Annotated in this window: 36 protein-coding genes and 1 pseudogene; 21 read left to right on the top strand and 16 right to left on the bottom strand. The window is 72.9% G+C overall.

What is annotated here, in order from left to right; translation table 11 throughout:
• The 3 genes from ABZW10_RS32855 to ABZW10_RS32845 form a co-directional block, all read left to right on the top strand.
• Positions 1 to 92, top strand: a 92-nt coding sequence (locus ABZW10_RS32855; RefSeq protein ID WP_355372531.1) for an acyl-CoA dehydrogenase family protein, incomplete at its 5' end; no start/stop codon positions are given.
• 237 nt (positions 93 to 329) lie between these two features.
• A complete protein-coding gene (locus ABZW10_RS32850; RefSeq protein WP_355373356.1) occupies positions 330 to 1577 on the top strand; it encodes a beta-ketoacyl-[acyl-carrier-protein] synthase family protein in 1248 nt (415 codons plus the stop codon).
• A gap of 43 nt (positions 1578 to 1620) precedes the next feature.
• The gene (locus ABZW10_RS32845) at positions 1621 to 2118 is read left to right on the top strand and encodes a GNAT family N-acetyltransferase (protein ID WP_355373353.1); all 498 of its coding nucleotides are present in this window, start codon (positions 1621 to 1623) and stop codon (positions 2116 to 2118) included.
• 68 nt (positions 2119 to 2186) lie between these two features.
• Here the strand turns inward: ABZW10_RS32845 and ABZW10_RS32840 are convergent, their stop codons facing one another.
• The 3 genes from ABZW10_RS32840 to ABZW10_RS32830 form a co-directional block, all read right to left on the bottom strand.
• Positions 2187 to 2810 (bottom strand): hypothetical protein, encoded by a 624-nt coding sequence (locus ABZW10_RS32840; RefSeq protein ID WP_355373351.1) that lies wholly within the window; start codon positions 2808 to 2810, stop codon positions 2187 to 2189.
• A 299-nt stretch (positions 2811 to 3109) separates the two neighbouring features.
• A complete protein-coding gene (locus tag ABZW10_RS32835) occupies positions 3110 to 3598 on the bottom strand; it encodes a hypothetical protein (RefSeq protein ID WP_355373348.1) in 489 nt (162 codons plus the stop codon).
• Positions 3599 to 3783: 185 nt separating this feature from the next.
• On the bottom strand, positions 3784 to 4377 hold the full coding sequence (locus ABZW10_RS32830; protein ID WP_355373346.1) for an NAD(P)H-dependent oxidoreductase: 594 nt from the start codon (positions 4375 to 4377) through the stop codon (positions 3784 to 3786).
• A 64-nt stretch (positions 4378 to 4441) separates the two neighbouring features.
• Here ABZW10_RS32830 and ABZW10_RS32825 point away from each other — a divergent pair, with 64 nt between their 5' ends.
• Positions 4442 to 5095 carry a methyltransferase domain-containing protein gene (locus tag ABZW10_RS32825; RefSeq protein WP_355373343.1) on the top strand — a complete coding sequence of 218 codons (654 nt, stop codon included), beginning with the start codon at positions 4442 to 4444 and terminating at the stop codon, positions 5093 to 5095.
• Positions 5096 to 5156: 61 nt separating this feature from the next.
• On the opposite strand, the gene ABZW10_RS32820 is transcribed toward ABZW10_RS32825, so the two are convergent.
• Entirely contained in the window at positions 5157 to 5468 is a 312-nt protein-coding gene (locus ABZW10_RS32820) for a hypothetical protein (RefSeq protein WP_355373340.1), read from the bottom strand.
• 124 nt (positions 5469 to 5592) lie between these two features.
• Here ABZW10_RS32820 and ABZW10_RS32815 point away from each other — a divergent pair, with 124 nt between their 5' ends.
• A complete protein-coding gene (locus tag ABZW10_RS32815; protein ID WP_355373338.1) occupies positions 5593 to 6087 on the top strand; it encodes a peptidylprolyl isomerase in 495 nt (164 codons plus the stop codon).
• Between the two features lie 133 nt (positions 6088 to 6220).
• On the opposite strand, the pseudogene ABZW10_RS32810 reads toward ABZW10_RS32815, so the two are convergent.
• Together ABZW10_RS32810 and ABZW10_RS32805 are read right to left on the bottom strand one after the other, a co-directional pair.
• Positions 6221 to 6313 (bottom strand): annotated as a pseudogene (locus ABZW10_RS32810) (TetR family transcriptional regulator); the annotation flags it as partial.
• A 260-nt stretch (positions 6314 to 6573) separates the two neighbouring features.
• Entirely contained in the window at positions 6574 to 7236 is a 663-nt protein-coding gene (locus tag ABZW10_RS32805; RefSeq protein WP_355373335.1) for a MerR family transcriptional regulator, read from the bottom strand.
• 101 nt (positions 7237 to 7337) lie between these two features.
• Here ABZW10_RS32805 and ABZW10_RS32800 point away from each other — a divergent pair, with 101 nt between their 5' ends.
• Positions 7338 to 7832, top strand: a complete 495-nt coding sequence (locus tag ABZW10_RS32800; RefSeq protein WP_355373332.1) for a DUF4188 domain-containing protein — start codon at positions 7338 to 7340, stop codon at positions 7830 to 7832.
• A 343-nt stretch (positions 7833 to 8175) separates the two neighbouring features.
• Here ABZW10_RS32800 and ABZW10_RS32795 read toward each other — a convergent pair whose 3' ends face one another.
• From ABZW10_RS32795 to ABZW10_RS32785, 3 genes are all read right to left on the bottom strand, one after another.
• Entirely contained in the window at positions 8176 to 8700 is a 525-nt protein-coding gene (locus ABZW10_RS32795) for a peptidylprolyl isomerase (protein WP_355373329.1), read from the bottom strand.
• A gap of 207 nt (positions 8701 to 8907) precedes the next feature.
• Positions 8908 to 9105, bottom strand: a complete 198-nt coding sequence (locus tag ABZW10_RS32790) for a DUF397 domain-containing protein (RefSeq protein WP_355373326.1) — start codon at positions 9103 to 9105, stop codon at positions 8908 to 8910.
• Positions 9098 to 9961, bottom strand: coding sequence for a helix-turn-helix transcriptional regulator (locus ABZW10_RS32785; RefSeq protein ID WP_355373323.1), 864 nt, complete (start codon positions 9959 to 9961; stop codon positions 9098 to 9100). Before ABZW10_RS32785 ends, ABZW10_RS32790 begins: the two co-directional genes overlap by 8 nt.
• Positions 9962 to 10254: 293 nt before the next feature.
• Between ABZW10_RS32785 and ABZW10_RS32780 the strand changes: the two genes are divergently transcribed.
• From ABZW10_RS32780 to ABZW10_RS32750, 7 genes are all read left to right on the top strand, one after another.
• Positions 10255 to 10623 (top strand): ATP-binding protein, encoded by a 369-nt coding sequence (locus tag ABZW10_RS32780; RefSeq protein ID WP_355373320.1) that lies wholly within the window; start codon positions 10255 to 10257, stop codon positions 10621 to 10623.
• Positions 10620 to 10856, top strand: coding sequence for a hypothetical protein (locus tag ABZW10_RS32775; protein WP_355373317.1), 237 nt, complete (start codon positions 10620 to 10622; stop codon positions 10854 to 10856). The genes ABZW10_RS32780 and ABZW10_RS32775 overlap by 4 nt, the downstream gene beginning before the upstream one ends.
• Positions 10853 to 10975: a hypothetical protein gene (locus ABZW10_RS32770; RefSeq protein WP_355373314.1), complete on the top strand. Its 123-nt coding sequence runs from the start codon at positions 10853 to 10855 to the stop codon at positions 10973 to 10975. The genes ABZW10_RS32775 and ABZW10_RS32770 overlap by 4 nt, the downstream gene beginning before the upstream one ends.
• Positions 10976 to 11025: 50 nt before the next feature.
• The gene (locus tag ABZW10_RS32765; RefSeq protein WP_355373311.1) at positions 11026 to 11457 is read left to right on the top strand and encodes a VOC family protein; all 432 of its coding nucleotides are present in this window, start codon (positions 11026 to 11028) and stop codon (positions 11455 to 11457) included.
• 3 nt (positions 11458 to 11460) lie between these two features.
• Positions 11461 to 11937 carry a GNAT family N-acetyltransferase gene (locus ABZW10_RS32760; protein WP_355373308.1) on the top strand — a complete coding sequence of 159 codons (477 nt, stop codon included), beginning with the start codon at positions 11461 to 11463 and terminating at the stop codon, positions 11935 to 11937.
• A 127-nt stretch (positions 11938 to 12064) separates the two neighbouring features.
• Positions 12065 to 12493: a ribonuclease domain-containing protein gene (locus ABZW10_RS32755; protein WP_355373305.1), complete on the top strand. Its 429-nt coding sequence runs from the start codon at positions 12065 to 12067 to the stop codon at positions 12491 to 12493.
• Positions 12483 to 12959: a barstar family protein gene (locus tag ABZW10_RS32750; RefSeq protein WP_355373303.1), complete on the top strand. Its 477-nt coding sequence runs from the start codon at positions 12483 to 12485 to the stop codon at positions 12957 to 12959. Before ABZW10_RS32755 ends, ABZW10_RS32750 begins: the two co-directional genes overlap by 11 nt.
• A gap of 34 nt (positions 12960 to 12993) precedes the next feature.
• On the opposite strand, the gene ABZW10_RS32745 is transcribed toward ABZW10_RS32750, so the two are convergent.
• The 3 genes from ABZW10_RS32745 to ABZW10_RS32735 are packed head-to-tail and all read right to left on the bottom strand — an operon-like array spanning position 12994 to position 15298.
• Entirely contained in the window at positions 12994 to 13299 is a 306-nt protein-coding gene (locus ABZW10_RS32745) for a TetR/AcrR family transcriptional regulator C-terminal domain-containing protein (RefSeq protein WP_355373366.1), read from the bottom strand.
• A gap of 35 nt (positions 13300 to 13334) precedes the next feature.
• A complete protein-coding gene (locus tag ABZW10_RS32740; RefSeq protein ID WP_355373301.1) occupies positions 13335 to 13985 on the bottom strand; it encodes a response regulator transcription factor in 651 nt (216 codons plus the stop codon).
• On the bottom strand, positions 13949 to 15298 hold the full coding sequence (locus ABZW10_RS32735) for a sensor domain-containing protein (RefSeq protein ID WP_355373299.1): 1350 nt from the start codon (positions 15296 to 15298) through the stop codon (positions 13949 to 13951). Before ABZW10_RS32735 ends, ABZW10_RS32740 begins: the two co-directional genes overlap by 37 nt.
• 348 nt (positions 15299 to 15646) lie before the next feature.
• Here ABZW10_RS32735 and ABZW10_RS32730 point away from each other — a divergent pair, with 348 nt between their 5' ends.
• The gene (locus ABZW10_RS32730; protein ID WP_355373296.1) at positions 15647 to 15943 is read left to right on the top strand and encodes a hypothetical protein; all 297 of its coding nucleotides are present in this window, start codon (positions 15647 to 15649) and stop codon (positions 15941 to 15943) included.
• Between the two features lie 100 nt (positions 15944 to 16043).
• Positions 16044 to 16580: a hypothetical protein gene (locus ABZW10_RS32725; RefSeq protein ID WP_355373293.1), complete on the top strand. Its 537-nt coding sequence runs from the start codon at positions 16044 to 16046 to the stop codon at positions 16578 to 16580.
• Positions 16581 to 16647: 67 nt separating this feature from the next.
• On the opposite strand, the gene ABZW10_RS32720 is transcribed toward ABZW10_RS32725, so the two are convergent.
• A complete protein-coding gene (locus ABZW10_RS32720; RefSeq protein WP_355373290.1) occupies positions 16648 to 17181 on the bottom strand; it encodes an NUDIX hydrolase in 534 nt (177 codons plus the stop codon).
• Between the two features lie 275 nt (positions 17182 to 17456).
• On the opposite strand from ABZW10_RS32720, the gene ABZW10_RS32715 reads away from it, so the two are divergent.
• A complete protein-coding gene (locus ABZW10_RS32715) occupies positions 17457 to 18092 on the top strand; it encodes a hypothetical protein (protein WP_355373288.1) in 636 nt (211 codons plus the stop codon).
• 75 nt (positions 18093 to 18167) lie between these two features.
• On the opposite strand, the gene ABZW10_RS32710 is transcribed toward ABZW10_RS32715, so the two are convergent.
• Positions 18168 to 18794: a TetR family transcriptional regulator gene (locus tag ABZW10_RS32710; RefSeq protein WP_355373285.1), complete on the bottom strand. Its 627-nt coding sequence runs from the start codon at positions 18792 to 18794 to the stop codon at positions 18168 to 18170.
• A 137-nt stretch (positions 18795 to 18931) separates the two neighbouring features.
• Between ABZW10_RS32710 and ABZW10_RS32705 the strand changes: the two genes are divergently transcribed.
• Both ABZW10_RS32705 and ABZW10_RS32700 read left to right on the top strand, forming a co-directional pair.
• Complete coding sequence (locus ABZW10_RS32705) at positions 18932 to 20242, top strand: MFS transporter (protein ID WP_355373282.1); 1311 nt, start codon at positions 18932 to 18934, stop codon at positions 20240 to 20242.
• Positions 20239 to 20658 carry a nuclear transport factor 2 family protein gene (locus ABZW10_RS32700; RefSeq protein WP_355373280.1) on the top strand — a complete coding sequence of 140 codons (420 nt, stop codon included), beginning with the start codon at positions 20239 to 20241 and terminating at the stop codon, positions 20656 to 20658. Before ABZW10_RS32705 ends, ABZW10_RS32700 begins: the two co-directional genes overlap by 4 nt.
• Here ABZW10_RS32700 and ABZW10_RS32695 read toward each other — a convergent pair.
• Complete coding sequence (locus tag ABZW10_RS32695) at positions 20655 to 21116, bottom strand: hypothetical protein (protein ID WP_355373277.1); 462 nt, start codon at positions 21114 to 21116, stop codon at positions 20655 to 20657. The two genes, ABZW10_RS32700 and ABZW10_RS32695, sit on opposite strands and share 4 nt — an antisense overlap.
• Before the next feature lie 50 nt (positions 21117 to 21166).
• Positions 21167 to 22543 (bottom strand): LCP family protein, encoded by a 1377-nt coding sequence (locus tag ABZW10_RS32690; protein ID WP_355373274.1) that lies wholly within the window; start codon positions 22541 to 22543, stop codon positions 21167 to 21169.
• 228 nt (positions 22544 to 22771) lie between these two features.
• Between ABZW10_RS32690 and ABZW10_RS32685 the strand changes: the two genes are divergently transcribed.
• The 3 genes from ABZW10_RS32685 to ABZW10_RS32675 all read left to right on the top strand — a co-directional run bounded on the left by ABZW10_RS32685 (position 22772) and on the right by ABZW10_RS32675 (position 24805).
• Positions 22772 to 22858, top strand: coding sequence for a putative leader peptide (locus ABZW10_RS32685; protein WP_350554585.1), 87 nt, complete (start codon positions 22772 to 22774; stop codon positions 22856 to 22858).
• Between the two features lie 179 nt (positions 22859 to 23037).
• Positions 23038 to 23592 (top strand): NADPH-dependent FMN reductase, encoded by a 555-nt coding sequence (ssuE, locus tag ABZW10_RS32680; RefSeq protein ID WP_355373272.1) that lies wholly within the window; start codon positions 23038 to 23040, stop codon positions 23590 to 23592.
• Between the two features lie 445 nt (positions 23593 to 24037).
• Positions 24038 to 24805: an ABC transporter ATP-binding protein gene (locus ABZW10_RS32675; protein WP_355373361.1), complete on the top strand. Its 768-nt coding sequence runs from the start codon at positions 24038 to 24040 to the stop codon at positions 24803 to 24805.
• Positions 24806 to 24810 lie beyond the last annotated feature (5 nt).

The raw sequence follows: 24810 nt of genomic DNA, 5'->3' as shown, positions 1-24810 counted from the left end.
TGGAGCGGATGATGCGGGACGCGAAGATCACGCAGATCTACGAGGGCACCAACCAGATCCAGCGCATCGTGATGGCCCGCAACCTCCCGTAACCCCCGCACGGCACACACCGGAGCCCCCGGCCGACCTCCTCGGCCGGGGGCTCCTGGCGTTCCGCTGGGATTGTTGAGGTCCTACAAGACCTGGCTCGTGGAATCGGCTCGCTGACACACCTGAACGGCCATCAATGCCGTGGCAGGGTGGGTGATGAGGTGAAATCGCCCCGCGTCCACCGGCGGGGTGAGTTGTATCAATGTCACAATCTCCACAGAAGCCATGGAGGTATTTCGATGGGTACTGACAACAATCGGACCCCGGCCCACGCGCTCGAACCGGTGCTGGTCACCGGCCTCGGGGCCACCACCCCGCTCGGCGGCGACGTCCCCTCCACCTGGTCCGCGATGCTGGCCGGCCAGGGCGGCATCCGGCCGATCGAGGCCGACTGGGCGGCCGGGCTCCCGATCCGGATCGCCGGGCAGCTCGCGGTCGAGCCGTCCGAGGTGCTCGACCGCGTCCAGGCACGGCGGCTCGACCGCTGCGAGCAGGTCGCGCTGATCGCCGCCCGCGAGGCCTGGGCCGACGCCGGCGCCCCCGAGGTCGACGGCGAACGGCTGGCGGTGGTGATCGGCACCGGCACCGGCGGAGCGCTCACCATGCTCGGCCAGGACGACGTCCTGGAGGCGTCCGGCGTCCGGAAGGTCTCCCCGCACACCGTGCCGATGCTGATGGCCAACGGCCCGGCCGCCTGGGTCTCCATCGAACTCGGGGCCCGGGCCGGCGCACACACCCCGGTGAGTGCCTGCGCGTCCGGCGCCGAGGCCATCGCGCTCGGCCTGGACCTCATCCGCCTCGGCCGGGCCGACGTGGTGGTGGCGGGCGGCGCCGAGGCGTGCGTCTGCCCGCTGCCGCTGGCCGGCTTCGCCCAGGCCAGGGCCCACTCGCTGCGCAACGACGAGCCCGGCCGCGCCTCCCGCCCCTTCGACGTCGACCGGGACGGTTTCGTGATCGGCGAGGGCGCGGCCGTCGTCGTCCTGGAACGGGCCGGCTTCGCCGCCGCCCGCCGGGCCCGCGCCCACGCCGCCCTGGCGGGTGCGGCGGTCACCTCCGACGCCCACCACATCACCGCGGCCGCCGCCGAGGGCCAGGTCCGCGCGATGCGCCGGGCGATCGCCGAGGCCGGGCTGTCGCCGCTGGACATCGCGCTCGTCCACGCCCACGCCACCTCCACCCAGCTCGGCGACCTGGTCGAGGCCGAGTCGGTCACCGCGGCGATCGGCGCCCACCCGCTGGTCACCGCCACCAAGTCGATGACCGGCCACCTCTTCGGCGCGGCCGGCGCGCTGGGCGCGCTGGCGACCGTCCTCGCACTGCGCGACGGCGCCGTCCCGCCCACCCGCAACCTGGAGCGGCAGGACCCGGCGGTCAAGCTGGACGTGGTCGCGGGCGCCGCGCGCCGGGGCCCGCTCGGCGCGGCGCTCACCAACGCGTTCGGCTTCGGCGGCCACAACGCCTCGCTGGTGTTCACACCGGCGCCGTGAAAACCGGGGGACCGGCGGGCGGGCGCTCACTAGTCTGACCGCCATGTCCACACCCACGCCGACGGAATCGGCGCCGGAGCCCGCCCTGCGGCTCGAACCGGTCACCCCGAAGAACATCGACGCCGCCCTGGAGCTGAAGGTCCGCCCCGACCAGGAGCACCTGGTCGCCCCGGTGGCCACCTCGCTCGCCGAGGCGTACGCCTACGGGGAGACCGCCTGGCCGAGGCTGGTCTACGACGGCGAGCGACCGGTCGGCTTCCTGATGGCCTTCTTCGACGTCGTCTTCCGGCCCGGCGATCAGCCGCGCTCCGGCCTCTGGCGCCTCAACATCGCCGCCGACACCCAGGGCCGGGGCTACGGCCGCTTCGCCGTCGAGCAGGTCGCCGCCGAGATCCGCCGCCGCGGCGGCACCCGGGTCTGCGTCACCTACGTACCCGGGGAGGGCGGTCCGGCGGGGTTCTACGCCCGCCTCGGCTTCCGGCCGACGGGCGCGTTCAGCGGGGACCAGGAGGTCGCGGAGCTGGAGCTGCCGCCGGGCTGAACGGGAGGAGGGCGGGCGACCCGGCCGTGTGCCGGGTCGCCCGCCCGTTCCGCGGGCCGTGCTCGGCCTCAGTGGACCAGGAGGAACTTGGTGGTCGGGACACTCGGGCCGGTGGCGCAGTCCAGGTTCGAGGTGGTGGCGCTGTAGGTCCAGCCGCGCGGGACGTCGCACGCCCACATGCCGTTCACCGGCGTGCGCAGGTGGAAGGTGGTGGACGGGACGCTGCTCCCGTACAGCAGGCTGCAGGAGGTGCTGCGGCCGGTGAAGTCATAGGTGAAGGCCGGGGTGCCCACGCACGCGGTGAGACCGTCGTACGGGGTGCGCAGGTGGTAGGCGTTGGAGATCACGCCGGACTGCTGGCTGCACGAGTAGCCCCAGGAGATGGAGTCGTAGACGAAGGCCGGGTTGCTGACGCACGCGGTCAGCCCGTCGACGGGGGTGCGCAGGTGGAACTGGGGCGAGTTCCAGCTGCCGCCGCCGCTACAGCTGCGGTTCATGGACACCTGGTCGTAGACGTAGCCGGCCGGGACGTCACAGGCCCACACGCCGTCCAGGCCGGTGGCGGTGGTCGCGGTGGTCGTGGTGGCGGAGGCGGGCGCGGTGGCGGCGGCGCCGGAGAGCAGCAGGGCCAGCGCGGCGAAGGCCGCGAGCAGGGCGCTCCGGAGGGTACGGGCGGTTCGTGCGACGGACATGGTTCTCCTTCGGTGGAGGAGGTTCCGATGGGTGCACGGTGCTGGCGGCGGTGGACGCGGGTGAGCGTTCACTGCCGCCGACGGTTCTAGCACGTACGGCGGACCATCAGCCCGGTGCTCCGCCCCCGACGATCATTCCGCCGGCCGCCGTCTACGCGCCCAGGTGCGGTTCCTCCGGTTCATGTCAGCCGATCGGCGTCGCCGCCCGCTGCCGCGCCCGGCGCAGCCGGTGCGGGCGGTGCGGACGGGCGGCCCGGCTGCCGCCGGGCCGCCCGTCCGCGGCTACGGGGCGAGCCCGGTCAGTGGGCCAGGAGGAACCTGGTGCCCGGCACACCCTGGACGGCGGCGCAGTCCAGGCCCGAGCCGGTGGCGCTGTAGGTCCAGCCGGACGGGACGCTGCACGCCCACATGCCGACGGCCGGAATCCGCAGGTGGAAGGTGCTGGCGAGGGTGCCCGACGACTGGCTGCACGTGGTGCTGTGGCCGATGGAGTCGTAGGTGAAGCCCGGCGCGCTGGTACAGGCGGTGAGGCCGTCGACGGGGGTGCGCAGGTGGAACTGCGGAGTGTTCCAGCTGCCGCCGCCGCTGCAGGCGCGGTTCATGGACACCCCGTCGTAGACGTAGCCGGCCGGGACGGAACAGGCGTAGGTGCCGTCCAGACCGGTGGTCGTCGTGGTGGTGGCGGAGGCGGGCGCGGTGGCGGCGGCGCCGGAGAGCAGCAGGGTCACCGCGGCCGAGGCCGCGAGCAGGCCGGATCGTGCGGTGCGGAAGGTACGTGCGACGGACATGGTTCTCCTTCGGTCGAGGAGTTGCCGGTGGATGCACGGTGCAGGGGGCGGTGGTCCGCGGGTGAGCGGTCACAGCCGTCGACGGTTCTAGCACGCACGACGGGCCGTCAGCCCGGTGCTCCGCTCCGGACGATCATTCCGCCGCCCGCCGTCTACGCGCCCGCGCGCACGTCCTCCGGTCCGCGTCAGCCGATCAGCGCCGCCACCTCCTGCCGCGCCTGGCGCAGCCACTGCGTGCGCTCGCCGGCCGAGGAATCGGTCACCGTGCGGAACACCCGCCTGCGAACGTCCGTCACACCGACGTAGGGCAGCACGCACGCCGCCCAGATCCGCTCCAGCGGATCCCCGAACTCCTCGCGCTCCCGGGCCTCCGGAGTGTCCGAGGTGTTCAGCACCAGCGCCCGCCCGGCCCGCAGCAGCCCGACGGGCTCCCCGTCCGCCGACCCCAGCTTGTACGCGACGCCCGGCACCATCACCCGCTGCACCCACCCGGCCAGCACGGCGGGCGGCATGCCCCACCAGTTGGGGTGGACGAGGACGAGGGCGTCCAGCGTCGCCACCTCGGCCCGGTGCAGCGCGAGCTGCCCGTCCTCGGCGGACGCGCTCGCGGCCACCGTCTCCGTGTCCTCGGCGCCGAGCAGCGGCGAGAACCCCTCGGCGTACAGGTCGTGCGCGACGACCTCGGCGCCCTGTTCCCGCAACTCGTCCACCACGGCCTCGAACAGCGCGTGGTTGAAGCTCCCCGGCTTCGGATGCGCCAGATAGACCCCGACCCGCATCTTCACAGTGTCCCCTCCCGCCCCTCCCGACCGGCCGATCCTAACCCCGGTAGGGTCGACCGCCGTGACCTCCACGGAGCCCGAATTCCTCGCCGCCGCCCGGACGTTCTACGACGCCGTCGCCGCCGACTACGCCGACCGCTACGGCGGCGCGCTGGCCACCGCGACCTGGGACCGGGCCGTGCTGGCCGCCTTCGCCGAGCTGGTGACGACCGCCGGCGGAGGCCGCGTCGCCGAACTCGGCTGCGGCCCGGGCCGGATCACCGGTCACCTGGCCGCCCTCGGCCTGGACGTCTCCGGCCTCGACCTCTCCCCGCGGATGGTGGAGCTGGCCCGCGCGGCCCACCCGGAGATCCCCTTCCGGGTCGGTTCGCTGCTGGACCTGCCGTATGCCGACGGCGAGCTGTCCGGCATCGTGGCCTGGTACTCGATCATCCACACCCCGGCCGGGCAGCTGCCGAGGGTCTTCGCCGAGTTCCACCGCGTCCTGGCCCCGGGAGCCCCGCTGGTCCTCGCTTTCCAGGTCGGCGACGACGCCCTGCGTATCGAGGACCCCTTCGGCCACCCGGTCACCCTCGACTTCCGCCGCCAGCAGCCCGGCGCTATTGAGCGGTTGGCCACCGAGGCGGGCCTGAAGGTCACCACCCGCCTCATCCGCGAAGCGGAGGAGGGCGAGCGGACCCCGCAGGCCTACCTGCTCGCCCACAAGGTGGAATAGACAGGGGCGGCGGGCTTGGCCGGCTGTCAACACCAGATCGCCATGTGCTGAACTCCCAGCATCATGAGCCCCGAGATCCCCGTAGCTTCCGGGAAGCTGTCGGCATGACGTCGTGGCCCAGCAGTCGCTTCCACAGCGCCGTACGCTCCTCCTCGCCGTCCCCTGCCGAGGGCGCGAGCAGCGCCAGGAGCGCCTCCGACACCTCGCCGCGCCCCACCAGGTCCACCGGGGGCGCGGGCAGCGACGCGAGCGCCGTCGGCGCCGGTCCACCACCGACCGCCCCGAGGGCGACGTGCATGGTTCCGGCCTGGAACACCTTGCCGACGTCGCTGCCGCTGACCTCGTTGCGGACCCTGTCCTCCCCGTTCTTCACGCCGCCATCCTGGCCCCCGCACCGTCCCGAGGGGGGCCGATTCCGTTGATCACCGGTCGGCGGAGCGTGACCGGACGCCGGGGGGTGCCGCGCGTCGGGACGCCCGGCATGCCATGATCCCTGCATGGGTTCCAACGTTTTCTTCGACATCACCATCAACGACGAGCCGGCCGGCCGCATCGTCTTCACGCTCTTCGACGACATCGTCCCGAAGACCGCGCGCAACTTCCGTGAGCTGGCCACCGGCCAGAACGGTTTCGGCTACGAGGGCTCGTCCTTCCACCGCATCATCCCGGCGTTCATGCTGCAGGGTGGCGACTTCACCCGCGGTAACGGCACCGGCGGCAAGAGCATCTACGGCGAGAAGTTCGAGGACGAGAACTTCCAGCTGAAGCACACCAAGCCGGGCCAGCTCTCCATGGCCAACGCGGGCAAGAACACCAACGGCTCGCAGTTCTTCATCACCACCATCGTGACCAACTGGCTGGACGGCAAGCACGTCGTCTTCGGCGAGGTCGTCGACGGCATGGACCTGGTGACGAAGATCGAGAACCTCGGTTCGCAGAGCGGTGCCCCGAAGGCCAAGGTCACCATCGCCAAGTCCGGCATCGTGGAGTAAGGGCTCGCCCCTTCAAGCCCGCACTCGGACGCGGCCCGCACACCAAGGCGGGCCGCGTCCGCGCGTTTGCGGAGCACGCCGGAGCAGGAAGTCGGCGGGGCCGACTTCCTGCGCTCCGCCACTCTCCGCCGCGGCGCAGGGCGGCGGCGACCAGCCCTTCGAGCGCCTCGCGTGGCACCTCGCCGCCGCTCACCAACCGGTCGAAGACCAGCCCGTCGATGCAGGTCGCGGCGATGCGGCTCACGCCCTCCCGGGTCGCGATCCGGGCGATCCTCCGGCACCGCACCTGGGTGCCGCCGCGGCTTGCGGCCGTCGGCTGAGAGCCCTCCCGGCGGCGGCCGGGCGGCGCCAGGAGCTGTTCAAGGTGCGGATTCGGCCTGGCCCGATGGTGGGCCGGCGTCTCTGGCAGTCCGGCATCGTGGCGCGTTCTGACGTGACGGATGCCGAGTGGGCCTTGGCCGAGCAGCGGGTGACGGCCGGCGCCGCTTACGCGGTCGACCGGCCGGTGGCGCGGGTTCCGTGGCGCAGGGTGCTCTCCCGCGCATGGGCGAGGCGGCGCAGGCTCAGCAGGATGGGCTCGTAGAGCACGGTGAGGGCCACGGCTGCCTCGATCTGCTCCGACGGGCTCTCGTACTCCTGGACCATGTCCAGGTCGTGCGCTGCCAGCCGGGTGGCCTGTTGGGCGTACGGCACCAGGTGGTCGAGGTCGTGCGGGTAACCGAGTGCGGCCAACGCGGCCAGCGCGGTGACGAGCGCGCGGTAGGGCCCCGATGAGGCGTCCTCGCAGTTCGTCCAGCCCAGCGAGTCGAGCAGGAGGTCGGCCTCGCGGCGCGCGGCGACGGTGGCCCGGTCGTCCTGGTCGGGCTGGGTCGGGCCGGGGGGCAGCGCGCCGACGGCCATGCCGAGGCGGTCGTTCTGGTCGAGGCTCTCGTCGTCGATGGCGGTCAGGACCTCGCGGGCCGTGGCGATCGGCATCCGGCCGATCTGGATCAGCGCCCGCACCAGCCGCAGTCGACGCAGGTGTTCCTCGCCGTAGTCGGCCTGTTTGGCGCTCACCAGCACGCCGGGCGGCAGGAGTTGCTCCCGCAGGTAGTACTTGATCGTCGCGGTCGGGAGCCCGCTGCGTTCACTCAGTTCCGCGAGTCGCATCCACTTGCGCCCTTCGTGAAGATAGTGCAAGTATCCTACAAGGATAGTTCAACTACCCATAAAGCGCGGCCGGCCACGGCTCGCCGAGGAGGCACTTCGTCATGGCAGCAACACTGATCCGGGGCCGGACCACCGCCGATCACGAGGGTTCAGTGGTGGTGTTCCACATCGGGATGCGAATCAACCGGTTCCGTGCGCTGCGCAGTTGGTGGCCGGCCTCGGCCGCGATGCCGCGCATGCTCAAGGAACTCGCCGAGGATCCGCACAGCGGGCTGCTCGGCTACCGGATGCTGCTGGGCCTGCCCCGGGTGGTCGAGTTGGTCCAGTACTGGGAGTCTCCGGAGAAGCTGCTCGCCTATGCCGCCGATCAGGGGCAGGAGCACCGGCCGGCCTGGGCGGCCTTCAACCGCCTGGCTCGCGAAGGCGCGGGGAGCGTCGGCATCTGGCACGAGACCTTCGTGGTGCCGGCCGGCTCCCATGAGGCGATATACATCGACATGCCGCCGTACGGCCTGGCCGAGGCGACGGGCGCGGTCCCGGTGGCGCGGCGCGGCGAAACGGCCCGTGAGCGAATGGGGCGTCCGGCGGCGCCGTGAAGCGGTCCCGCAGCCGCCGTGGCAACGGCCCGGTGGCAGCCGCCGGGCCATGCGGTATCCGTCACGTCAGAACGCGCCACGACGCCGAGTCCTGCCGGAGGCGCCGGCCCACCATCGGGCCAGGCCGAGATCCGCACCTTGAACAGCTCCTGGACCGCCGCCGCCACCGCCGCCGCGACGAACAGGGCCTGCACGGCCGTGCGGGTGGGCAGCGGGGTGAGCGGCTTGCCGGCGAGCGTGAGGTTGCCGCGGGCGGCGGGGGATCCGTACGGGGCGGGGTGGTGTTCGGGGGTGGGGCAGAGTAGGAAGTCGGCGGGGCCGACTTCCTACTCCGGGTGGGGCGTCAGCGGATTTCGATGGTGATCGACTCGATGACGACGGGTTCGAGCGGGCGGTCGCCGGGGCCGGTCGGGGTGGCGGCGATGGAATCGACGACCTTCTGGCTGTCGGGGTCGGTGACCTCGCCGAAGATGGTGTGCTTGCGGTTGAGGTGCGGGGTGGCGCGGGTGGTGATGAAGAACTGGGAGCCGTTGGTGTTCGGGCCCGCGTTGGCCATGGCGAGGAGGTAGGGCTTGGTGAAGAAGAGCTCGGGGTGGAACTCGTCGGGGAAGGCGTAGCCGGGGCCGCCGGTGCCGTCACCGAGGGGGTCGCCGCCCTGGATCATGAAGTTGGGGATGACGCGGTGGAAGGTCGTCCCGTTGTAGAGCGGGGCGGTGGTGGGGGAGTTGGTCGAGGGGTCGGTCCACTCCCGGGAGCCTTCCGCCAGTTCGACGAAGTTGCGCACGGTGCGAGGGGTGTGGAACTGGAAGAGCTTGGCGGTGATGGAGCCGTGGTTGGTCTTGATGACGGCGTAGTGCTGCGAGCCCATGGGGTGGGGAGGACCTTTCGATCGAGCGGCCGGACCCGCCCGATCCTGTCACGAGGGCCCATATTCACCCGTTCGTGAGCGCCGAACCGGGCCCCTCGACTCGCCGTTCCGGTACCCTTGAGTGCAATTCGCCTAAAGATGTAGTGATGAATCCCGTGTGGCTCCTCGCCGGTCGGGCGAGGAGCCACACGGGGGTTCAGGTCAGGCCTAGTGTTCGGCGTGGTGGTCGAACTCGCCGCTCTTGACGCTCTGGAGGAACTCAACGAACTTGCGAGGCGCGGTGCGGATGACGATCTCTCCGCTGTCGGACTCACGTAGTTCGATCAGGCTGTTCGCAGTGCGTACTTCGACGCACTCGTTTGACGCGCCGCTGTAGCTGGACTTCTGCCATGCAGACTTACTCATACTTGCCCTTCAGCTCACTTGCGATGTTCCGGATGAAGTCTCGTGAGGCATCCTCGGAAAGAGCCGTGGAGTCCAGCCCGGCGAATGTCGCACGCTGGTTCGCCAGATCCGCCTGTGAGTGGAAGAAGAGGACGCCCTGTGCGCTGTCCATCTGCAGGGTGTCCAGCTCCGGAACCTGCCCTTCGGCGTACATGATGTTCTCGCCGGCGCCCGGGAAGGTATCCATGTCGAAAGGCACCACCCGCACGGACATGCTGGGCTGTTCGGAAGCTTCAATCAGGGCTGCGAGTTGGTCGGCGAGTACCCTCGGGCCTCCGAACTGCATCCGCAGTGCGGCCTCGTGGATGAATGAGACATACGGTGTCCGGCGGCCCCGGACCACGCGCTGACGTTGCACGCGGAAAGCGGTCCTGACATCGATGTCGTGGCGCGGCAGCGGCGGGGAAATGCGAGAGAAGACCGCCGAAGCGTAGGTCCCGGTCTGCTGCAGCCCCGGGATGTAGGTGGTCGCCCACGTATAGAGCTTGTGGGCATGGGCCTCCATCTCTGCGATCTCCAGGAAGTCTGTCGGTAGGACTCCCTGATATTCCTCCCACCAGCCCTTGCCGCGCTCGATGGCCATCTCGACGAGTGCGTCGACGAGGGACTGGTTGGTGCACTTGCAGACTGCGGCGAACGAGCGCACGCGCTCGGCGCTCACGCCGATCCTCGCGCTTTCCATCTGCGTCACTACCGACGGGCTCGCGCCGAGGAGTCTCCCCAGCTCGGTGCCGCCGAGGCCGGCCTGCTCGCGCATCTTGCGTAGCTCTGCGCCGAGCCGTCGCTGGCGAAGAGTCGGGTTGCTGCGACCGGGCATGGTGTCCTTTCGGCGTCGAGTGTGGCCAGTGTGCCGCGCGGGCCACTGGAGGGTCCAACCGGAAGCGAAGCTCCGGACGCCCGCCCCTCTCAAGGGGGAACTTTGGGCTTCGCCACTAAATTTTTAGTGGCCATGCGCTATGGTCGTCTCACGATCGACCAGACGAGTCGTCAGAAATGCCTATTTCTCCGGCAGTAGGTACCTGCTGCCCGGGCGCCGAAGAGCAACCGCACCGGCCTGGCTCACGGCGACACCTCCCCAACTCCCTCACCACCACCCCACGGAGGTCTCCTATGTGTGCCCTCAACCCACCCGACTGGTCCGCCGCCCGCGACGAGCTGCGCTCCGCCCTCCTCGCCTCCCTCTGGCAGCCGGACGCCATCGCCGACGCCGAGCTCGCCCTCCACGAGCTCTACGTCAACGCCTGGCGGCACGCCGGCTGCCAGGCCCCCCGCGTCATCGTCGTCCTCCGCTCCCGCACCCTCCGCGTCTCCGTGTGCGACGACAGCCCCACCCTCCCCGAACCCCCCACCACCCCCGCCGACCCCTACTCCCTCTCCGGGCGCGGCCTCCACCTCGTCCGCGCCCTCACCCACCGCTTCGGCGCCACCCCCACCAAGACCGGCAAGGTCACCTGGTTCGAGCTGGACGCCGCCGCGTGAACGCCCCCCTCACCCCCGGCGACCCGACCCTGCGCACCTACACCGACCTCGAAGTCACCTACCTCCTCCGCGAACTCCACGAGCGCGGCAAGCCGTTCGGCATCCAGTGGGGCTCCGCCGCCGTCAACGGCACCACCATCGACGGCCGCCTCCTCGTCGACTTCGGCGACACCTCCGTCGCCACCCTCCTCAACCTCCTCACCCTCCTCCGCGAGGGGATCAGGACCCCGTGAACTTCCTCATCGGCGCGGCCTTCGCCGCCCTCCTCGCCCTCGCCCTCACCACCGTGATCACCGGCGTCATCACCGCCCTCAAAATCCACCACCACACCGACGACGACCAGCCCGACTGACCCCCGAAAATCCGATCGAACGGGCGAGTTCCGCTTGCTACGCTCGCCGGATGCCATCGGTCAAGAAGTTCCAGGTCACCTTCGACTGCGCGGAACCCACGCGCCTGGCCCGCTTCTGGTGCGAGGTGCTGGGATACGTCGCCTCACCCCCGGACGGGTTCGCCACCTGGGACGACTTCGACCGCTCGGAGTCGCCCGACAAGGAGCCCCAGTACTTCGCCTGCACCGACCCCACCGGCGAGGGCCCGCGCGTGCTCTTCCAGCGCGTTCCCGAGGGCAAGGTCGTCAAGAACCGGCTGCACCTCGACGTCCGCGCCGGCACCGGACTCGTGGGGGAGGAGCGCCTGGCCACCCTCAAGGCCGAACGTGACCGGCTGGTGGCGCTCGGCGCGGTCTGCCTGTACGTCATGGAGGCCGACGGCGAGAACGAGTCCTGCATCGTGATGCAGGACATCGCGGGCAACGAGTTCTGTCTCGACTGACCCATGGACGTCACCCTGCGCGAAGTGCGGGACGGCGACCTGCCCGCCCTCTTCGCCCAGACGAGCGACCCCGAGGGGATCCGCCTGGCGGCGTTCACCGCCGAGGACCCCTCGGACCGCGCGTGGTTCGACGCGCACTGGGAGCGGCTCCGCCGCGATCCGGCCGTCCTCGTGCGCACCGTCGTCGGCGTGCACGGGGAAGTCCTCGGTCACGTCGGCGTCTTCGGTCCGCCCGAGGAACGCGAGGTCACGTACTGGATCGGGCGCGAGTACTGGGGCCGTGGGGCGGCGACCGCCGCGCTGCGCGAACTGCTCGCCGCCCTGCCGGGGCGCCCGCTGCACGCCCGCGTGGCCGCCGACAACGGCGGCTCCGTCCGGGTCCTGGAGAAGTGCGGATTCGTGGTGACCCGCCGCGAGCGCGGCTTCGCGAACGCCCGTGGCGAGGAGATCGACGAGGTCGTCCTCACTCTCTCCGGCTGACGCCCGCTCGCCGCCACACCACCCGGACGGGTGAGCGGCGTGCCCGGCCCCGGCGCGCCCGCCCATCCGGCCAACCCCCGCGCGGTACCCCTTCGATGCAACCGCCCTCGCACCGAAACGGGTACCCATGACCCTCCGCCGTCCGGCCCAGGCCGCCCTGGTCCTCGCTCTCGCCTGCCCCGTCCTTCCCGCCGCCCCCGCCTGGGCGGTCCCCACCGCCCGGGCGATCGTCCAACCCCCGCTCCCCGTCGAGGACTTCCCGTCCCAGGTCGCCCGGGCCTGCGACACCTGGCGCGCCCTCGGCTGGCCCGGCAACCCCCAGCCGGTCGACTTCCGCCTCCCCGGCCCGCAGTACGTCCGCGGCAGCAACCCGTACGGCAACCGCAGCGGCGACCTCCCGTCCGGCGGCACCTACCGCGAGTACGACGTCAACCCCCGCCCGACGCCCACCACCCGCCGTGACGCCGAGCGCCTGGTCCGCGACGCCACCACCGGCGATGCCTGGTACACCGCCGACCACTACGCCAACTTCCGCGAGATCTCCGATGGCTGCTGACACGCCCGACGCGGCCGATACGCCCGACGCGCCCCTCGGCCCGGCCCGGTGGGACCTCCTGCCCGGCCGGCCCTGGGCCGGGTTCGCCATCGGCACCCACCGGCTCCGCCTCGTCCGCGGCGACCACTGCCGCACCAGGGCCGCCCTGTTCACCGAGTGGGCCGAATCCCTGGCCTTCCCCAGCTACTTCGGCCGCAACTGGGACGCCTTCGAGGAGTGCCTGCACGACATCCTCCACCCACCCGGCGCCGGGACCACCACCCACCTCCTCGTCCTCGTCACGGCCGCCGACGCCCTCCTCGCCGACGAGCCGCCCGCCCAACTCTCCACGCTGCTGGCCATCCTGGACGCGGCGGCGGCCACCACCCTCAGCACCGGCTCACCCCTCCGCGTCCTCTTCGCCACCACCCCGCCCCGCGCCGCCCTCACCGAACTCCGACTCCGTTCCGCCGGCCGCGCCATCTGACCCCGCGCCATCCGACCCCACGTCGGGGGCGGAGTCAGCCGGAACCGTAGGCGCGGAGGAACACCTCCACCGCGGCCTCCGCGACGGCCTCCGGGTCGGCGTCGGGGCGGTACTCCAGCGGGCCCGTGAGCAGGGCGAGGAAGTGCTCGGCGGCGGTCTCCGGGTCGCACGCGCGCAGGCGCCCGGTGAGGACCAGGCGGGCCAGGCGGTCGGCGAGGGCGGAGTGCAGCCGCAGGGCCGTCCGCTCCCGGGCGCTCGCCGGCAGGTCCGGGAACCGTGCGGCCTCGGCGCCCGCCAGCCGGTGGACAGCGCGCGCGTCCTCGTCGTGGCAGACCCGCAGCAGGCCGCGGCGTAGCGCGCCCCGCCGCCCCGGCCCTAGGAGGCGACCTCCAGGAAGGCCAGCACCGCCAGCACCCGGCGGTGGTCCTCCTCCGAGGGCGGCAGGTCGAGCTTGAGGAAGATGTTGGTGGTGTGCTTCTTCACCGCCCGCTCGGTGATCACCATGCGCTCGGCGATCGCGGCGTTGGAGCGCCCCTCCGCCATCAGCTGCAGCACCTCGCGCTCCCGGGGCGTCAGCCGGTCCAGTGGCTTCCTGCGGCCGGTGCTGTCGACCAGCGTGGCGATCACCTGCGGGTCGAGCGCGGTGCCGCCCGCCGCCACCCGGTGGACCGTCTCCACGAACTGGTCGGGGTCGAACACCCGGTCCTTCAGCAGGTAGCCGATCGCGCCGTGTCCGTCGGCGAGCAACTCCTTGGCGTAGAGCTGCTCGACGTACTGGGAGAGCACCAGCACCGGCAGTCCGGGCAGGTGCCGTCGCGCCTCCATCGCGGCCCGCAGGCCCTCGTCGGTGAACGTCGGGGGCAGCCGCACGTCGACCACGGCCACGTCGGGGCGTTCGGTGAGCAGCGCCTGGAGGAGGTCCGGTCCGGTGTCCACGGCGGCCACGACCTCGAAGTCGTAGGCCTGCAGCATCCGGACCAGGCCGTCCCTCAGGAGGAAGAGGTCCTCGGCGAGGACAACGCGCACGGCAGCTCCATGGTCAGGGTGGTGGGGCCGCCGTGCGGGCTGCGGACGGCCAGGAGTCCGTCGAAGGTAGCAAGCCGGCGCTCCAGGCCGCGCAGTCCGGTGCCGCGCGAGGGGTCGGCGCCGCCCGTCCCGTCGTCGGTGACCTGGGCTTTCAGCAGGCCGTCCGCGTACCAGAGTTGGACGTCGACGCGGGCGGCCCCGGAGTGCTTGGCTGCGTTGGTCAGCGCCTCCGAGATGCCGAAGTAGACGGCGGACTCGACCGGGGCCTCGGGTCGGCCCGGCAGCTCGGCGGAGACGGTCACGTCCAGCGGACTGTTCATGGCCAACGCCCGTACCGCGTCGACGAGTCCGCGGTCCGCCAGGACCGGCGGGTGGATGCCGCGGACCAGGTCGCGCAGTTCGCCGAGGGCGGTCGCGGAGGCCTGGCGGGTCTCGGCCAGCAGCTGCTTGGCGGCCTGCGGGTCGCGTTCGACCAGCCGCTCGGCGACGCCCAGGTTCATGCCCATGGCCACCAGCCGGGCCTGCGCGCCGTCGTGCAGGTCCCGTTCGATCCGCCGCAGTTCGGCGGCCTGGGCGTTCAGCGCGTCGCGCCGGGTCTCGGTGAGGTGGGCGACCTTGCGGCGGGCGGCCAGTGCCTCGGCGTGGGCGGTCGGGCCGAGCAGCGCCTTGGCGAGCGCGGTGTGGGCGCGCAGCGCGGCGGGGGCGAGCGCCAGGCCGGCCAGCAGGACCGGCAGCCCGAGCAGGGCGGCGGTCCGGGCGCTGCCGGCGTCCGTCAGGTGCACCCACAGGTACATGTTGTCGCCGCCGTGGGCCGCGAGGGTCTCCCGGACCCAGGGCTCCAGCAGGCCGAGGACGCCGTAGCCGATGACGGTCAGCGGGAGCAGCAGCAGGGTGAAGCCGACGGCGGGGTCGACGAGCAGCCAGATCAGGTCCCGCCAGGTGGCCGGGTCGATCAGGACCGTCCGGGAGCGTACCCAGAGGCCCCGGAAGCCCGGTTCGGCCTCCGGCTGCGGCAGGTAGGGCTCGCGGATCTCGGTGCCGGACCAGCGGGCGGCCAGGGTGCGCCGCAGTCCGGCGAGCCGGCGGACCGCCAGGGCGATCGGCGGCACCAGCAGGATGCCCACGCCGAGGCCCATCAGGCCGCCGGCGAAGGAGGCCGCGATGAGCAGGGCCATCTGCGGCACCACGAAGGCGGCCAGCGCCGCACTGTGCACCGTGGCCCGTAAGGCGTCGAGCAGCGGGCGGAGCAGGCGCAGCGGGCCCCGCCCGGTGTCCCGCTTCCTGTTCCCCGCCACGGTGTTGTCGTTGCTCACGACCGTTCCCCCCTCGTGCCGGCCTCGCGGCCGGCTTCTTCGTGTGCCGCCTTTGTGTACCCAAGACTGCCGCAGGGCCGCTCCCCGATCACTGGACCTCGGGACACTCTTTCCGGGACCTGGGTACACCAAGGGCCTTGCATCGTCGCGGTGCAAGGCGTGACGGATCCCGGCGCCCCGGTGTGACGGCCGGCGCCGCACAGGAAGTCGGCCCGTCCGACTTCCCACTCCCTGTCCGTGTCGCCGCGCCCGTCGTTCCGCCGCCGCGCGTCATCACCTCACTACCTTGAACCGCACCGGCGGGGCCGCAACGGGGCGGTCCCGCTCCGGCCGAAGGGGAGTGGACGCATGAAGCGACGCACCGTCACCGTTCTCGGGGCCTGGTTGGCGGCGGCCGCCCTGGCCGTCGCGGTCCCGAACACCGCGTACGCGGCCCACGGGGTGCTGATCATCGACGGTTCCGCGCACCAGGACCCGAGCGGGTGCCTCCAGCTGGGCGACTTCGTCCGTCCGACGGTGACCAACCTGACCGACTCGGGCGTCCAGGTCTGGACGGGTTCGGGCTGCACGGGGCAGATCGAGCACGTGCTCGCCCCCGGCGACACCTACGCCCCGATCGCGGGCCGGAGCGTCTACGTCCGCTGATGCCCGCCGCCGCGCAGGAAGTCGGCCCGTCCGACTTCCTGCGCCGACCAATTCGACAACTTCAGTTACCAAAACCAGAGCTGTTAACTATGGTTGTCGCATGGCGACTCCCGAGATCACCCCAGACGAGCAGACCGCCCTCGCCGCCGCCCTCCTGGGCGCCCTCGACCCGCTCGCCTCGGCCCTCCGCGCCCGGGCGACGGGACAGCCGGAGCACCGCATGTGGGACGGCGACCCGGCCGACGTCGCGCTCACCGTGCTCGCCGGCTGGAAGCTGGTCGACGCCGAGGTCAAGCGGCTGACGGCGGTCGCGGCCGGCACCGCCGGCTCGTACGGCGCGAGCTACGAGCAGCTGGGCGCCGCCTGGGGCATCACCCGCCAGGGCGCCCGCAAGAAGTGGCCCGACGCCGTCCCCCGCCCGTCGTCCGCCGGTGTGGCCCCCGTCCTCCTCGAACTCTTTGACGGCGAGGCCGAACTGACCCAGGACCCGGCCACCGGCCACTGGACCTGGATCGCGCAGGCCGCCGACGGGTCCCGCGGCACCCCCGCTCCCGGCGCCGCCCCGTGCACCAGCCGCGAGGAGGCGGCCGCCTACGCCGGCGCCTACCTCCGCGAGTTCGCCGCACCGCGCGACTGAACGGGCCGGCCATCGGCCCGGGGGCGGTGCTCGGGCCTCCTGCGGGCGCTTCCCCCGCCCCGCGGCTCTACAGCAGTCCGAGGTGGTCCAGGCCCAGGTAGGCCGGGCCGACGTCGGAGAGCCGGCCGCGGCGCAGCACGGTGTCGCGGAACTCCGCGAGGTCCATCAGCACCACCTCGATGAACTCGTTGCGGTCGTGCGCGAGGCGGGCGGTGGGGGTGCAGTCGGTGGCGACGCAGGCGTGGCGCACGCCGTTGGAGTAGGCGTCGTGCCAGGTGGTGGTGACGAGGGCGACCTCGCCCCGGTAGCCGGTCTCCTCGGCGAGTTCGCGGGCGGCGGCCTCCTCGGGCGACTCGCCCGCCTCCACCACGCCGCCCGGCAGTTCGTACAGCACGGTCTGCGGGCCGGGCCGGAACTGTGCGGTCAGCACGATGCGGTGGTCCGGCGTCAGGGCGACGACGGCCGCTGCCGCGTACTCGTTGGCGAGGTGGAAGACCTCCTCCCGGCCGTCGGGCATCTCGAAGGTCACCCGGTCGGCGCCGCGGCCGTAGGCGCTGTGGATCGGCTCCCGGCGGAGCTCCCGCCAGTGTGCGTCGCCCATCGGGGTGAACTCCTTCCGTGGGGCGCGCGGCCGGCGTGTACCGCCGTCCGGCACACCGTCACGCGGGCGCCTTCCCGGCGTGCGGGTGTGGCCAGGGGGCGCGCGCGGCGGCATGTGCAGGCGCAGGATAGCCGCACGCCCCCTGCCCTGCGGGGATTCGCCGGAATCACGCGCCGCGACCGACCGTGCACCGTATGCTGCGCGAGACGCGTCCGGCCCGCCGCGGAGGTGGCCGTGGGTCGCTCAACTCCGTTCCCTGGCAAGGTGGTTCACTCATGAGGCAGACCAGTCGACGTAAGGACGACGGCGAGGTGACCTTCGAGCAGGTGACCGTCCTCTCCTTCGCGCCGCAGGGGGACCTCCGGGTCGACAGGGACGGCCGCGTCCTGCTGCTGAGCGAGCCCGCCAGCCTGACCCGCATCCCGGTCCGGATCGCCCGCGAGGACATGACGATCAAGCGCGTCGCGGGCTACTGGGTCACCTGGGCCGAATGGTTCGGCCCGGACGACATCCGCAACCACGCGCGCTGGGTCCCCGACGAGGAGTACGTCCGGCCGGACGGCGGCGGCCTCGACGGGCGGCTCGAGGTCACGGTGTCGGCGTACTGGGCGGTGGAGTTCGAGCCGCGCCGGGCACGGCTGCGGACCAGCGAGGCCGTGGTGGCCTTCCCGCCGGGGGCGGGGCTGCGCGAACTCGTCCTGGAGCGCCCCCTGCCGCAGCATCCGGCCACCCTCGTCGTCCATCTGACCCGTGCCTGCTGGACGGACGGGCGCGGCGGCCAGGTGATCCACCACGGCTTCGCGGGCGAGCGGGAGGGTGTCGTGGGCGAGGGTGACGGCTGGCCGGGCGAGCCCGTCCACCGCTACGCGGAGTGCGCCACCGGCCACCTCCCGGGCGTGGTCGCCCACTGAGCCCCGCGCGACGGTCGGTCCAGGGCCTCTCTTCCGGATCACGCCGGGCGGGCGTCGTGATCCGGAAGAGAGGCCCTAACCGTCCCGGCCCGTGAGGCGGCGGACGGCGTCGGCGACCGCGCCGCGCAGGTGCTCCGGGGCGGCGTCCTCGCCGAGGACCATCCGCCGCACCTGCGGCATCGCCAGGCTCCAGCCGACCAGGCCCATGGTGAGGAACAGCAGGGTGCGCGCCTCCTCCTCGTCGCGGCCGGTGGCCGCGGCGGCGGAGCGGACCTTGTCGTCGTAGTGCCGGGTGCGCCGCTCCTCGCCGGGGACGGACTCCTCGCCCAGTTGCAGCGCCTCCCACATCAGCAGACGCAGCGCCTGCGGGTGGGCGCGGTGGTAGTCGAACAGCCGCTCGGCGTACGCGCCCAGGTCGGCGGCCGGGCTCCCGGTGCCGGCGGCGCCGTCTCCCGTGGCCGCCGCGTCCTCGCCCGTGGCCGGGGCGGGCGGCACCGCCTCGGCGAGGTCGGCCATCAACTGCTCCAGGACGGCCGCGAACAGCCCGTCCTTGTCGCCGAAGTAGTCGTAGATCGCCCGCTTGTTGGCCTGCGCGGCGGTGGCGATCCGGTCCACCCGCGCGCCGGCGACGCCGTACCGGGCGAACTCGTCGGTCGCCGCGCCGAGGATGCGCTGCTGGGTGGCCTTCGCGTCGTACGCCATGGCGTCATCGTAGCGGCGACTGAACCGGACAGTTCGCTTGACGTCGAGAGATCCTCGCTCCTAGCATCCTGTCGAGCCAAGCGAACCAACTGGTTCGTTCGGATGCGTGCTCCGCGCCTCGACCCAGGACGGCAACCGTGAACCGCTCCACCCCGCCGACGCCGCCCCCGCGCCGCGGCACCCCGCTCGTCATGGCGCTCGCCTGCGGCGTCGCCGTCGCCAACGTGTACTTCCCGCAGGCACTCACCCCGCTGATCGCCGACGGCCTCGACGTGCCGCCCGGCGCCGCCACCACCATCGCCACCGCGGCCCAACTCGGTTACGCGGCCGGCATCTTCCTGCTCGTGCCGCTCGGCGACCGGCTGCCCCGCCGGCCCCTGCTGAGCGTGCTGCTCGCGGTGACCGCGGCCGGCCTGCTCGCCGCCGGACTCGCCCCGGCGCTCGGACCGCTGGTCGCCGCGAGTGCGGTGGTCGGCGCGGCCACCGTGGTGCCGCAACTGCTGGTCCCGATGGCCGCCGGACTCGTCGACGGCGCGCGCCGCGGCGCCGTGATCGGCGTTCTGCAGGCGGGGCTGATCGCCGGGGTGCTGCTCGCCCGCACCTTCGGGGGGCTGCTCGGCGGCGCCCTCGGCTGGCGCGGCCCCTACCTGGTCGCGGCCGGGCTCGCCGTCCTGCTCGCCGTCGCCCTCCGGGCCGCCCTCCCGGGGGAGCCGCCCGCGCCCGCCCGCGACCGTCCGGGCTACCGCCGGCTGCTCGCCGACACCGTCCGCCTGCTGCGCACCGAACCGGGACTGCGCCGCTCCGCGCTCTACCAGGCCTGCCTGTTCGGCGGCTTCAGCGCCGTGTGGACCAGCCTCGCGCTGCTCGTCACCGGTCCGCGCTACGGCTACGGCCCGCAGGCCGTCGGCGTGCTCGCGCTGCTGGGCGCGGCCTCCGTGTTCTGCGCCCCGGCCGCGGGGCGCCGGGCCGACCGGTACGGCGCGGACCGGGTGAACCTCTGCTGCCTGCTCGCCGCCCTGCCGGCGGCGGCCGTGCTCACGGCGGGCTCGGCGGGCGGCCCGGTGGGCGTGGCCGGGCTGGCGCTCGGACTGCTGCTGCTCGACGCCGCCGTCCAGGCCAACCAGGTCGCCAATCAGGCCCGCCTGTTCGCCCTGCCGCCGGAGATCCACAGCCGGCTCAACACGGCGTACATGACCTGCTCCTTCCTCGGCGGCAGCGCGGGTTCCTGGCTCGGCGTCAGGGCGTACGACGCCGTCGGATGGGCGGGCGTCTGCGCGCTGACGGCGGCCGCTGCGGCCCTCGCCCTGGCGCGCGCCCTGCTCCCCGCCCGCCGCCCCTCCGTCCCGTCCGCGAGTCCCGCCCGGTCCACCCTGCCCGCGAGTCCCGCCCTGTCCGCGAGTCCCACGCAGTCCGCGAGTCCCGCCCGTCCGAGAGGAAACCCGTCATGACCTTCCCCGCCATGCCCCCCGCCGTGCTCCGGTTCTTCCACGCCTCCCAGCAGGGCGACGCCGACGCCTGGGCGGACACCTTCAGCGCCGACGGCGTGTTCCACGACCCGGTCGGCAGCGAGCCGATCGTCGGGCGGGAGGCGATCCGCGCGTTCATCGCCTCCGTCCTCCCCGGCTTCGACCCGTTCCTCGGCCTCACCCCGCGCGAGGCGCACACCGTCGGCCGCAGCGTCGCGGTGGCGTGGAGCGGCGCGGCGGTCGCCCGGGACGGCCGCCCGGTCAACTGGTCCGGCATCAACGTCTACGAACTCGACGACGAGGGTCTCATCCGCGAGGCCAGGGCCTACTTCAACAGCGCGGTCTTCCGCGCCCAGCTCGCCGACCCCCAGCTCGCCGACCCCCGGCCCGCCGCCTAGGCCGTCGCGGCCCCCGCCGGCCACCCCGCCCGCAGGCCCACCCTGCGGGCGGGGACGCCGGCCCAGATCTCGCCCGGCCCGGTCGAGCGGGTCAGCACGGCGTTGGCGCCCACGACGGTGCCCGCACCGACGGTCAGCACACCCTCCTTGCACACCACCTTGGCGCCCGCGCACAGCACCGCGCCGTCCTCCACCACCACCCGCCGCATCGCGCTCTCCTCCTGCGGCACCCACGGGTCGGCCCGTCCGACGGTCACGCCGTTGTACAGCGTCACCCCGGCGCCGAGCGTGGTGTACGGGTGCAGCACGGTCCCGAAGCCCCGGTGGAACACGACGAGGCCCGGCCCGATCTCGACCGCGGCCGGCACCTCCATCCCGTAGAACGCGAGCGCCTCCTGGACCAGGCGGCCCAGGAGGCGGTGGCGGCGGCGGTAGATCAGCGCGGTGACGAGTGGCATCCACCCATTGTGGCCGGACCGTCACGCCCGGTCGCGCGTGTCGGCGGCGGCTACTTCACGTCCGGCACGGCGGTGTCGTTGCGGAAGGCGTCGAAGACCTGCTTGGCCTTCGCGGTGTCCCACTTCACCGCCGACTCCCCGGTGTTGGTCTTGAAGTCCGGGTTGGCGATCGGCACCGTGATGCTCCTGCCGCTGCCGCCGTTGATGTCCTTCATGGCGAGGAACAGCGAGCCCAGGTCGGTCAGCCCGGCGTCGTCGTCGACGATCAGCGTGCCGAGGCCGGAGGAGACCAGCGGGTAGAAGGTGAACGGGTTGAGCACGGTGGCCGGCGAGGCGGCCTGCTTGGCCAGCGCGCCGAGGAACTTCTGCTGGTTGCGCATCCGGCCGAGGTCCTGGTCGGCCATCTGGTGGCGCTGGCGGACGAAGGCGAGCGCCTGGGTGCCGTCGAGGCTCTGGCAGCCGGCCTTGAGGTCGAGGCCGGAGTCCTTGTCCTTGACGTCCTGCTCGATGCACATGTCCACGCCGCCGACCGAGTCGACGATGCCCACGAAGCCGGCGAAGCCGATCTCGGCGTAGTGGTCGATGCGGATGCCGGTGTTCGTCTCGACGGTCTGCGCGAGCAGCTTGCCGCCGCCCGCCGCGAACGCCGAGTTGATCTTCGCGGTGGTGGACTTGACGGGCTTGCCGTTCTCGCCGGGGTGCTCGGGGATCGGCACCCAGGAGTCGCGCGGGATGCTCATCAGGGTGTTCCCGTTGTCCCCGATGTGCAGGATCATCATCGAGTCGCTGCGCTTGCCGCCCGCGTGGCCGGTGTGCAGGTCCTCCTCCTGGGAGTCGGAGAGGCCGTTGCGGCTGTCGGAGCCGACGATCAGCCAGTTGGTGCCCTTGCCCGCGGCCGGCCGGCCGGGGTAGTCGCCGAGCACGTCCTCGTGGTTGAGCTTGGAGTCCGCCCAGAACCAGGTGGAGACGGCGGTCAGCATCAGGGCGATCAGCACGCCGAAGACCGACCACTTGACGATCCGGCGCCGGGGCCAGCGCGAGGGGCGGGCGGCGGCGGGCGCCTGCGGCCCGCCGGGGGGTATCGGACCGCCGGGCGTCCCCGGACCGCCGGGGCCGCCCGGGGCGCCCTGGCCCGGGACCCCCGGCCGCGCACCGGCCGGGCCCGGCTGCCCGGGCCGCCCCGGCCCCGGGCCGTGGCCCTGCGGAGGACCGTACCCGGGCGCCTGCGGCTGTCGCGCCTGCTGGGGCGGCTGGGGCTGCGGCTGGGGCTGCCGGGGCGCCGGGGCGCCCGGCCCGCGCGGGTTCAGCGAGGCGGGCAGCGGCCGCTCGGCGCCGCCGCCCTGTCCGTACGCCGGGCCACCGCCACCGTTGCCGCCGCCGTACGGGTTCCCGCCGCCGCCCGGGCGGCCCTCCTGCCACGTGTTCATGTGGGAGAGGATGCCCGACGCCGGGACCGGTGACTCCCCCCGGGGCCCCCACCAGGGCCCTTGTAGCAGTTTTGATGCACGCACCGGATCGTTCCGCGGCAAGGTGCCGGCGGGCGTGGTCCCGGCGCCCGCCGGACCAGGTTCCCCGCGCCCCCGTCTCACCATCCGTCTCACCTGGTGTTCGTCTGACGGGACGATCCTTGACCGCCCGGAACGGTGCGTGTTTGCATGACTGCCATGGATCAGCGATGGACCCTCACGCGTCGGCGGCACGTCGACCTTCTGCGTGTGTCCTGTTCGCTCTGTTGTGGCTGACGCTCGCCCGTCGAACCCCACCACCGTCCTCTTCCTCCCTTCCCGACGCTGCCCGCGCAGCGCGCTCACCGCTGCCCGTCGCCCCGCCGGCCGCCGTCCGTCCGGCCGACGCGCCCCGCGCCCGGTGAGTGCCCCGCGCCGTTGAAGCGCCGCCCCGCTTCCTCCCCGAGGTGAACCCCATGGCCACCGTCCTGTCCGTCTCCGGCTCCCCGTCCCCGACCTCCCGCACCACCCGACTGCTGCGCCTCGTCGACGCGCGGCTGGAGGAGCGCGGCCACCGCGTCGTCCCCTTCGAGGTGCGCAGCCTGCCCGCGCACGCGCTGCTCTCCGCCGACCTGTCGCACCCCGAGCTGGCGGCGGCCCTGGAGCTCTTCGCCGCCGCCGACGGCGTGGTGATCGGCACCCCCGTCTACAAGGCCGCCTACTCGGGCCTGCTCAAGGCGCTGCTGGACGTGCTGCCGCAGTACGCGCTGCGCGACAAGGCCGTGCTGCCGCTCGCCACCGGCGGCTCCACCGCGCACGTGCTGGCGGTGGACTACGCGCTGCGGCCGGTGCTCAGCTCGATGGGGGCCGACCACATCACCCAGGGCTGGTTCGTGCTGGACCGTCACATCACCGTCCGGGAGGACGGCGCCACCGTGATCGAGCGCGAGACCGACGTGCTGCTGCGCCCCGTCGTGGACGGGTTCGCGGCGGCCCTGGAGCGCCGGGCGGCCCCGGCCCTGGCCTCCTGACGCCCGGCCGGCGCCCGGCGCGCCGGCCCCCGCACCCCCAGGCCCCGTTCGGCGACCCGCCGGGCGGGGCCCCGGTGTCGGCGGGGTCTGTGCCCCAGCAGGGCCTTCGCCCCGGCGGGCCTCCCTACGGGCGGACCCTGACCGGGCCCCGGCCGACCCCTAGGGGGAGGGGGCCGGCACCCCGTACAACTCCGGTTGGGCCGCTTCCTACCGTCGGATGACGAGGCGGAAGCGCCCGGCTCCTAACGTGGATCACATCCCCGCCCGTCCGAGGCGGACCCGGCGCGATCGGGTCCGGGTCCCCGGTTCACCGGCAGGGTGTAGCTAACTCCCGGTCGAAAACTATCCCCTGCGCGATGTCGCCGGACGGGTGGAACGGACGAGGCTGGGGGCAACGGGTGGGCCCACTTCTTAGGAGACGACAGTGACGACGGCAGCAGCAGCCGTGTACGACCCCCAGCTCCCCGGCGGTGCCGCCGCCGTCGCCGCCTCGGCTCGTCAGGTGACCAAGTCCTACGGCTCCGGCGAGACCAGGGTCACCGCCCTGGACGCGGTCGACGTCGACATCCAGCGCGGACGCTTCACCGCGATCATGGGCCCCTCGGGCTCCGGCAAGTCGACCCTGATGCACTGCCTGGCCGGGCTGGACACGGTGACCCAGGGGCGGATCTGGATCGGCGACACCGAGATCACCGGTCTGAAGGACAAGCAGCTCACCAGACTGCGCCGGGACAAGATCGGCTTCATCTTCCAGGCCTTCAACCTCCTGCCGACGCTGAACGCGCTGGAGAACATCACGCTCCCGATGGACATCGCGGGCCGCAAGCCCGACCAGGCCTGGCTGGACCGGGTGGTGGAGACGGTCGGCCTCTCGGGCCGGCTGAAGCACCGTCCGACCCAGCTCTCCGGCGGCCAGCAGCAGCGCGTCGCGGTGGCCCGGGCGCTGGCCGCCCGTCCCGAGATCATCTTCGGCGACGAGCCCACCGGGAACCTCGACTCCCGCTCCGGCGCCGAGGTGCTCTCCTTCCTGCGCCGCAGCGTCGACGAGCTGGGCCAGACCATCGTGATGGTCACCCACGACCCGGTCGCCGCCGGCTACGCGGACCGCGTGCTGTTCCTCGCCGACGGCGTGATCGTCGACGAGATGCACGCCCCGACGGCCGACTCCGTCCTCGAACGCATGCGCCGTTTCGACGGCAAGCGCACCAGCTGAGCGGG

Source organism: Kitasatospora sp. NPDC004723 (assembly GCF_040609255.1).
In the GTDB taxonomy this organism is placed as follows: Bacteria; Actinomycetota; Actinomycetes; order Streptomycetales; family Streptomycetaceae; genus Kitasatospora.
Note: the sequence above shows the minus strand (reverse complement) of the source record. Positions and strands in the feature narration are given on the sequence as shown.

What these genes read in the sequence shown, in the direction of transcription:
- ABZW10_RS32850 (WP_355373356.1), top strand. Translation starts at nt 330, where the DNA reads ATGGGTACTGACAACAATCGGACCCCGGCCCACGCGCTCGAACCGGTG.
- ABZW10_RS32845 (WP_355373353.1), top strand. Translation starts at nt 1,621, where the DNA reads ATGTCCACACCCACGCCGACGGAATCGGCGCCGGAGCCCGCCCTGCGG.
- ABZW10_RS32840 (WP_355373351.1), bottom strand. Translation starts at nt 2,810, where the DNA reads ATGTCCGTCGCACGAACCGCCCGTACCCTCCGGAGCGCCCTGCTCGCG.
- ABZW10_RS32835 (WP_355373348.1), bottom strand. Translation starts at nt 3,598, where the DNA reads ATGTCCGTCGCACGTACCTTCCGCACCGCACGATCCGGCCTGCTCGCG.
- ABZW10_RS32830 (WP_355373346.1), bottom strand. Translation starts at nt 4,377, where the DNA reads ATGCGGGTCGGGGTCTATCTGGCGCATCCGAAGCCGGGGAGCTTCAAC.
- ABZW10_RS32815 (WP_355373338.1), top strand. Translation starts at nt 5,593, where the DNA reads ATGGGTTCCAACGTTTTCTTCGACATCACCATCAACGACGAGCCGGCC.
- ABZW10_RS32805 (WP_355373335.1), bottom strand. Translation starts at nt 7,236, where the DNA reads ATGCGACTCGCGGAACTGAGTGAACGCAGCGGGCTCCCGACCGCGACG.
- ABZW10_RS32800 (WP_355373332.1), top strand. Translation starts at nt 7,338, where the DNA reads ATGGCAGCAACACTGATCCGGGGCCGGACCACCGCCGATCACGAGGGT.
- ABZW10_RS32795 (WP_355373329.1), bottom strand. Translation starts at nt 8,700, where the DNA reads ATGGGCTCGCAGCACTACGCCGTCATCAAGACCAACCACGGCTCCATC.
- ABZW10_RS32790 (WP_355373326.1), bottom strand. Translation starts at nt 9,105, where the DNA reads ATGAGTAAGTCTGCATGGCAGAAGTCCAGCTACAGCGGCGCGTCAAAC.
- ABZW10_RS32785 (WP_355373323.1), bottom strand. Translation starts at nt 9,961, where the DNA reads ATGCCCGGTCGCAGCAACCCGACTCTTCGCCAGCGACGGCTCGGCGCA.
- ABZW10_RS32780 (WP_355373320.1), top strand. Translation starts at nt 10,255, where the DNA reads ATGTGTGCCCTCAACCCACCCGACTGGTCCGCCGCCCGCGACGAGCTG.
- ABZW10_RS32765 (WP_355373311.1), top strand. Translation starts at nt 11,026, where the DNA reads ATGCCATCGGTCAAGAAGTTCCAGGTCACCTTCGACTGCGCGGAACCC.
- ABZW10_RS32760 (WP_355373308.1), top strand. Translation starts at nt 11,461, where the DNA reads ATGGACGTCACCCTGCGCGAAGTGCGGGACGGCGACCTGCCCGCCCTC.
- ABZW10_RS32755 (WP_355373305.1), top strand. Translation starts at nt 12,065, where the DNA reads ATGACCCTCCGCCGTCCGGCCCAGGCCGCCCTGGTCCTCGCTCTCGCC.
- ABZW10_RS32750 (WP_355373303.1), top strand. Translation starts at nt 12,483, where the DNA reads ATGGCTGCTGACACGCCCGACGCGGCCGATACGCCCGACGCGCCCCTC.
- ABZW10_RS32730 (WP_355373296.1), top strand. Translation starts at nt 15,647, where the DNA reads ATGAAGCGACGCACCGTCACCGTTCTCGGGGCCTGGTTGGCGGCGGCC.
- ABZW10_RS32725 (WP_355373293.1), top strand. Translation starts at nt 16,044, where the DNA reads ATGGCGACTCCCGAGATCACCCCAGACGAGCAGACCGCCCTCGCCGCC.
- ABZW10_RS32720 (WP_355373290.1), bottom strand. Translation starts at nt 17,181, where the DNA reads ATGGGCGACGCACACTGGCGGGAGCTCCGCCGGGAGCCGATCCACAGC.
- ABZW10_RS32715 (WP_355373288.1), top strand. Translation starts at nt 17,457, where the DNA reads ATGAGGCAGACCAGTCGACGTAAGGACGACGGCGAGGTGACCTTCGAG.
- ABZW10_RS32710 (WP_355373285.1), bottom strand. Translation starts at nt 18,794, where the DNA reads ATGGCGTACGACGCGAAGGCCACCCAGCAGCGCATCCTCGGCGCGGCG.
- ABZW10_RS32700 (WP_355373280.1), top strand. Translation starts at nt 20,239, where the DNA reads ATGACCTTCCCCGCCATGCCCCCCGCCGTGCTCCGGTTCTTCCACGCC.
- ABZW10_RS32695 (WP_355373277.1), bottom strand. Translation starts at nt 21,116, where the DNA reads ATGCCACTCGTCACCGCGCTGATCTACCGCCGCCGCCACCGCCTCCTG.
- ABZW10_RS32690 (WP_355373274.1), bottom strand. Translation starts at nt 22,543, where the DNA reads ATGAACACGTGGCAGGAGGGCCGCCCGGGCGGCGGCGGGAACCCGTAC.
- ABZW10_RS32685 (WP_350554585.1), top strand. Translation starts at nt 22,772, where the DNA reads ATGACTGCCATGGATCAGCGATGGACCCTCACGCGTCGGCGGCACGTC.
- ssuE (WP_355373272.1), top strand. Translation starts at nt 23,038, where the DNA reads ATGGCCACCGTCCTGTCCGTCTCCGGCTCCCCGTCCCCGACCTCCCGC.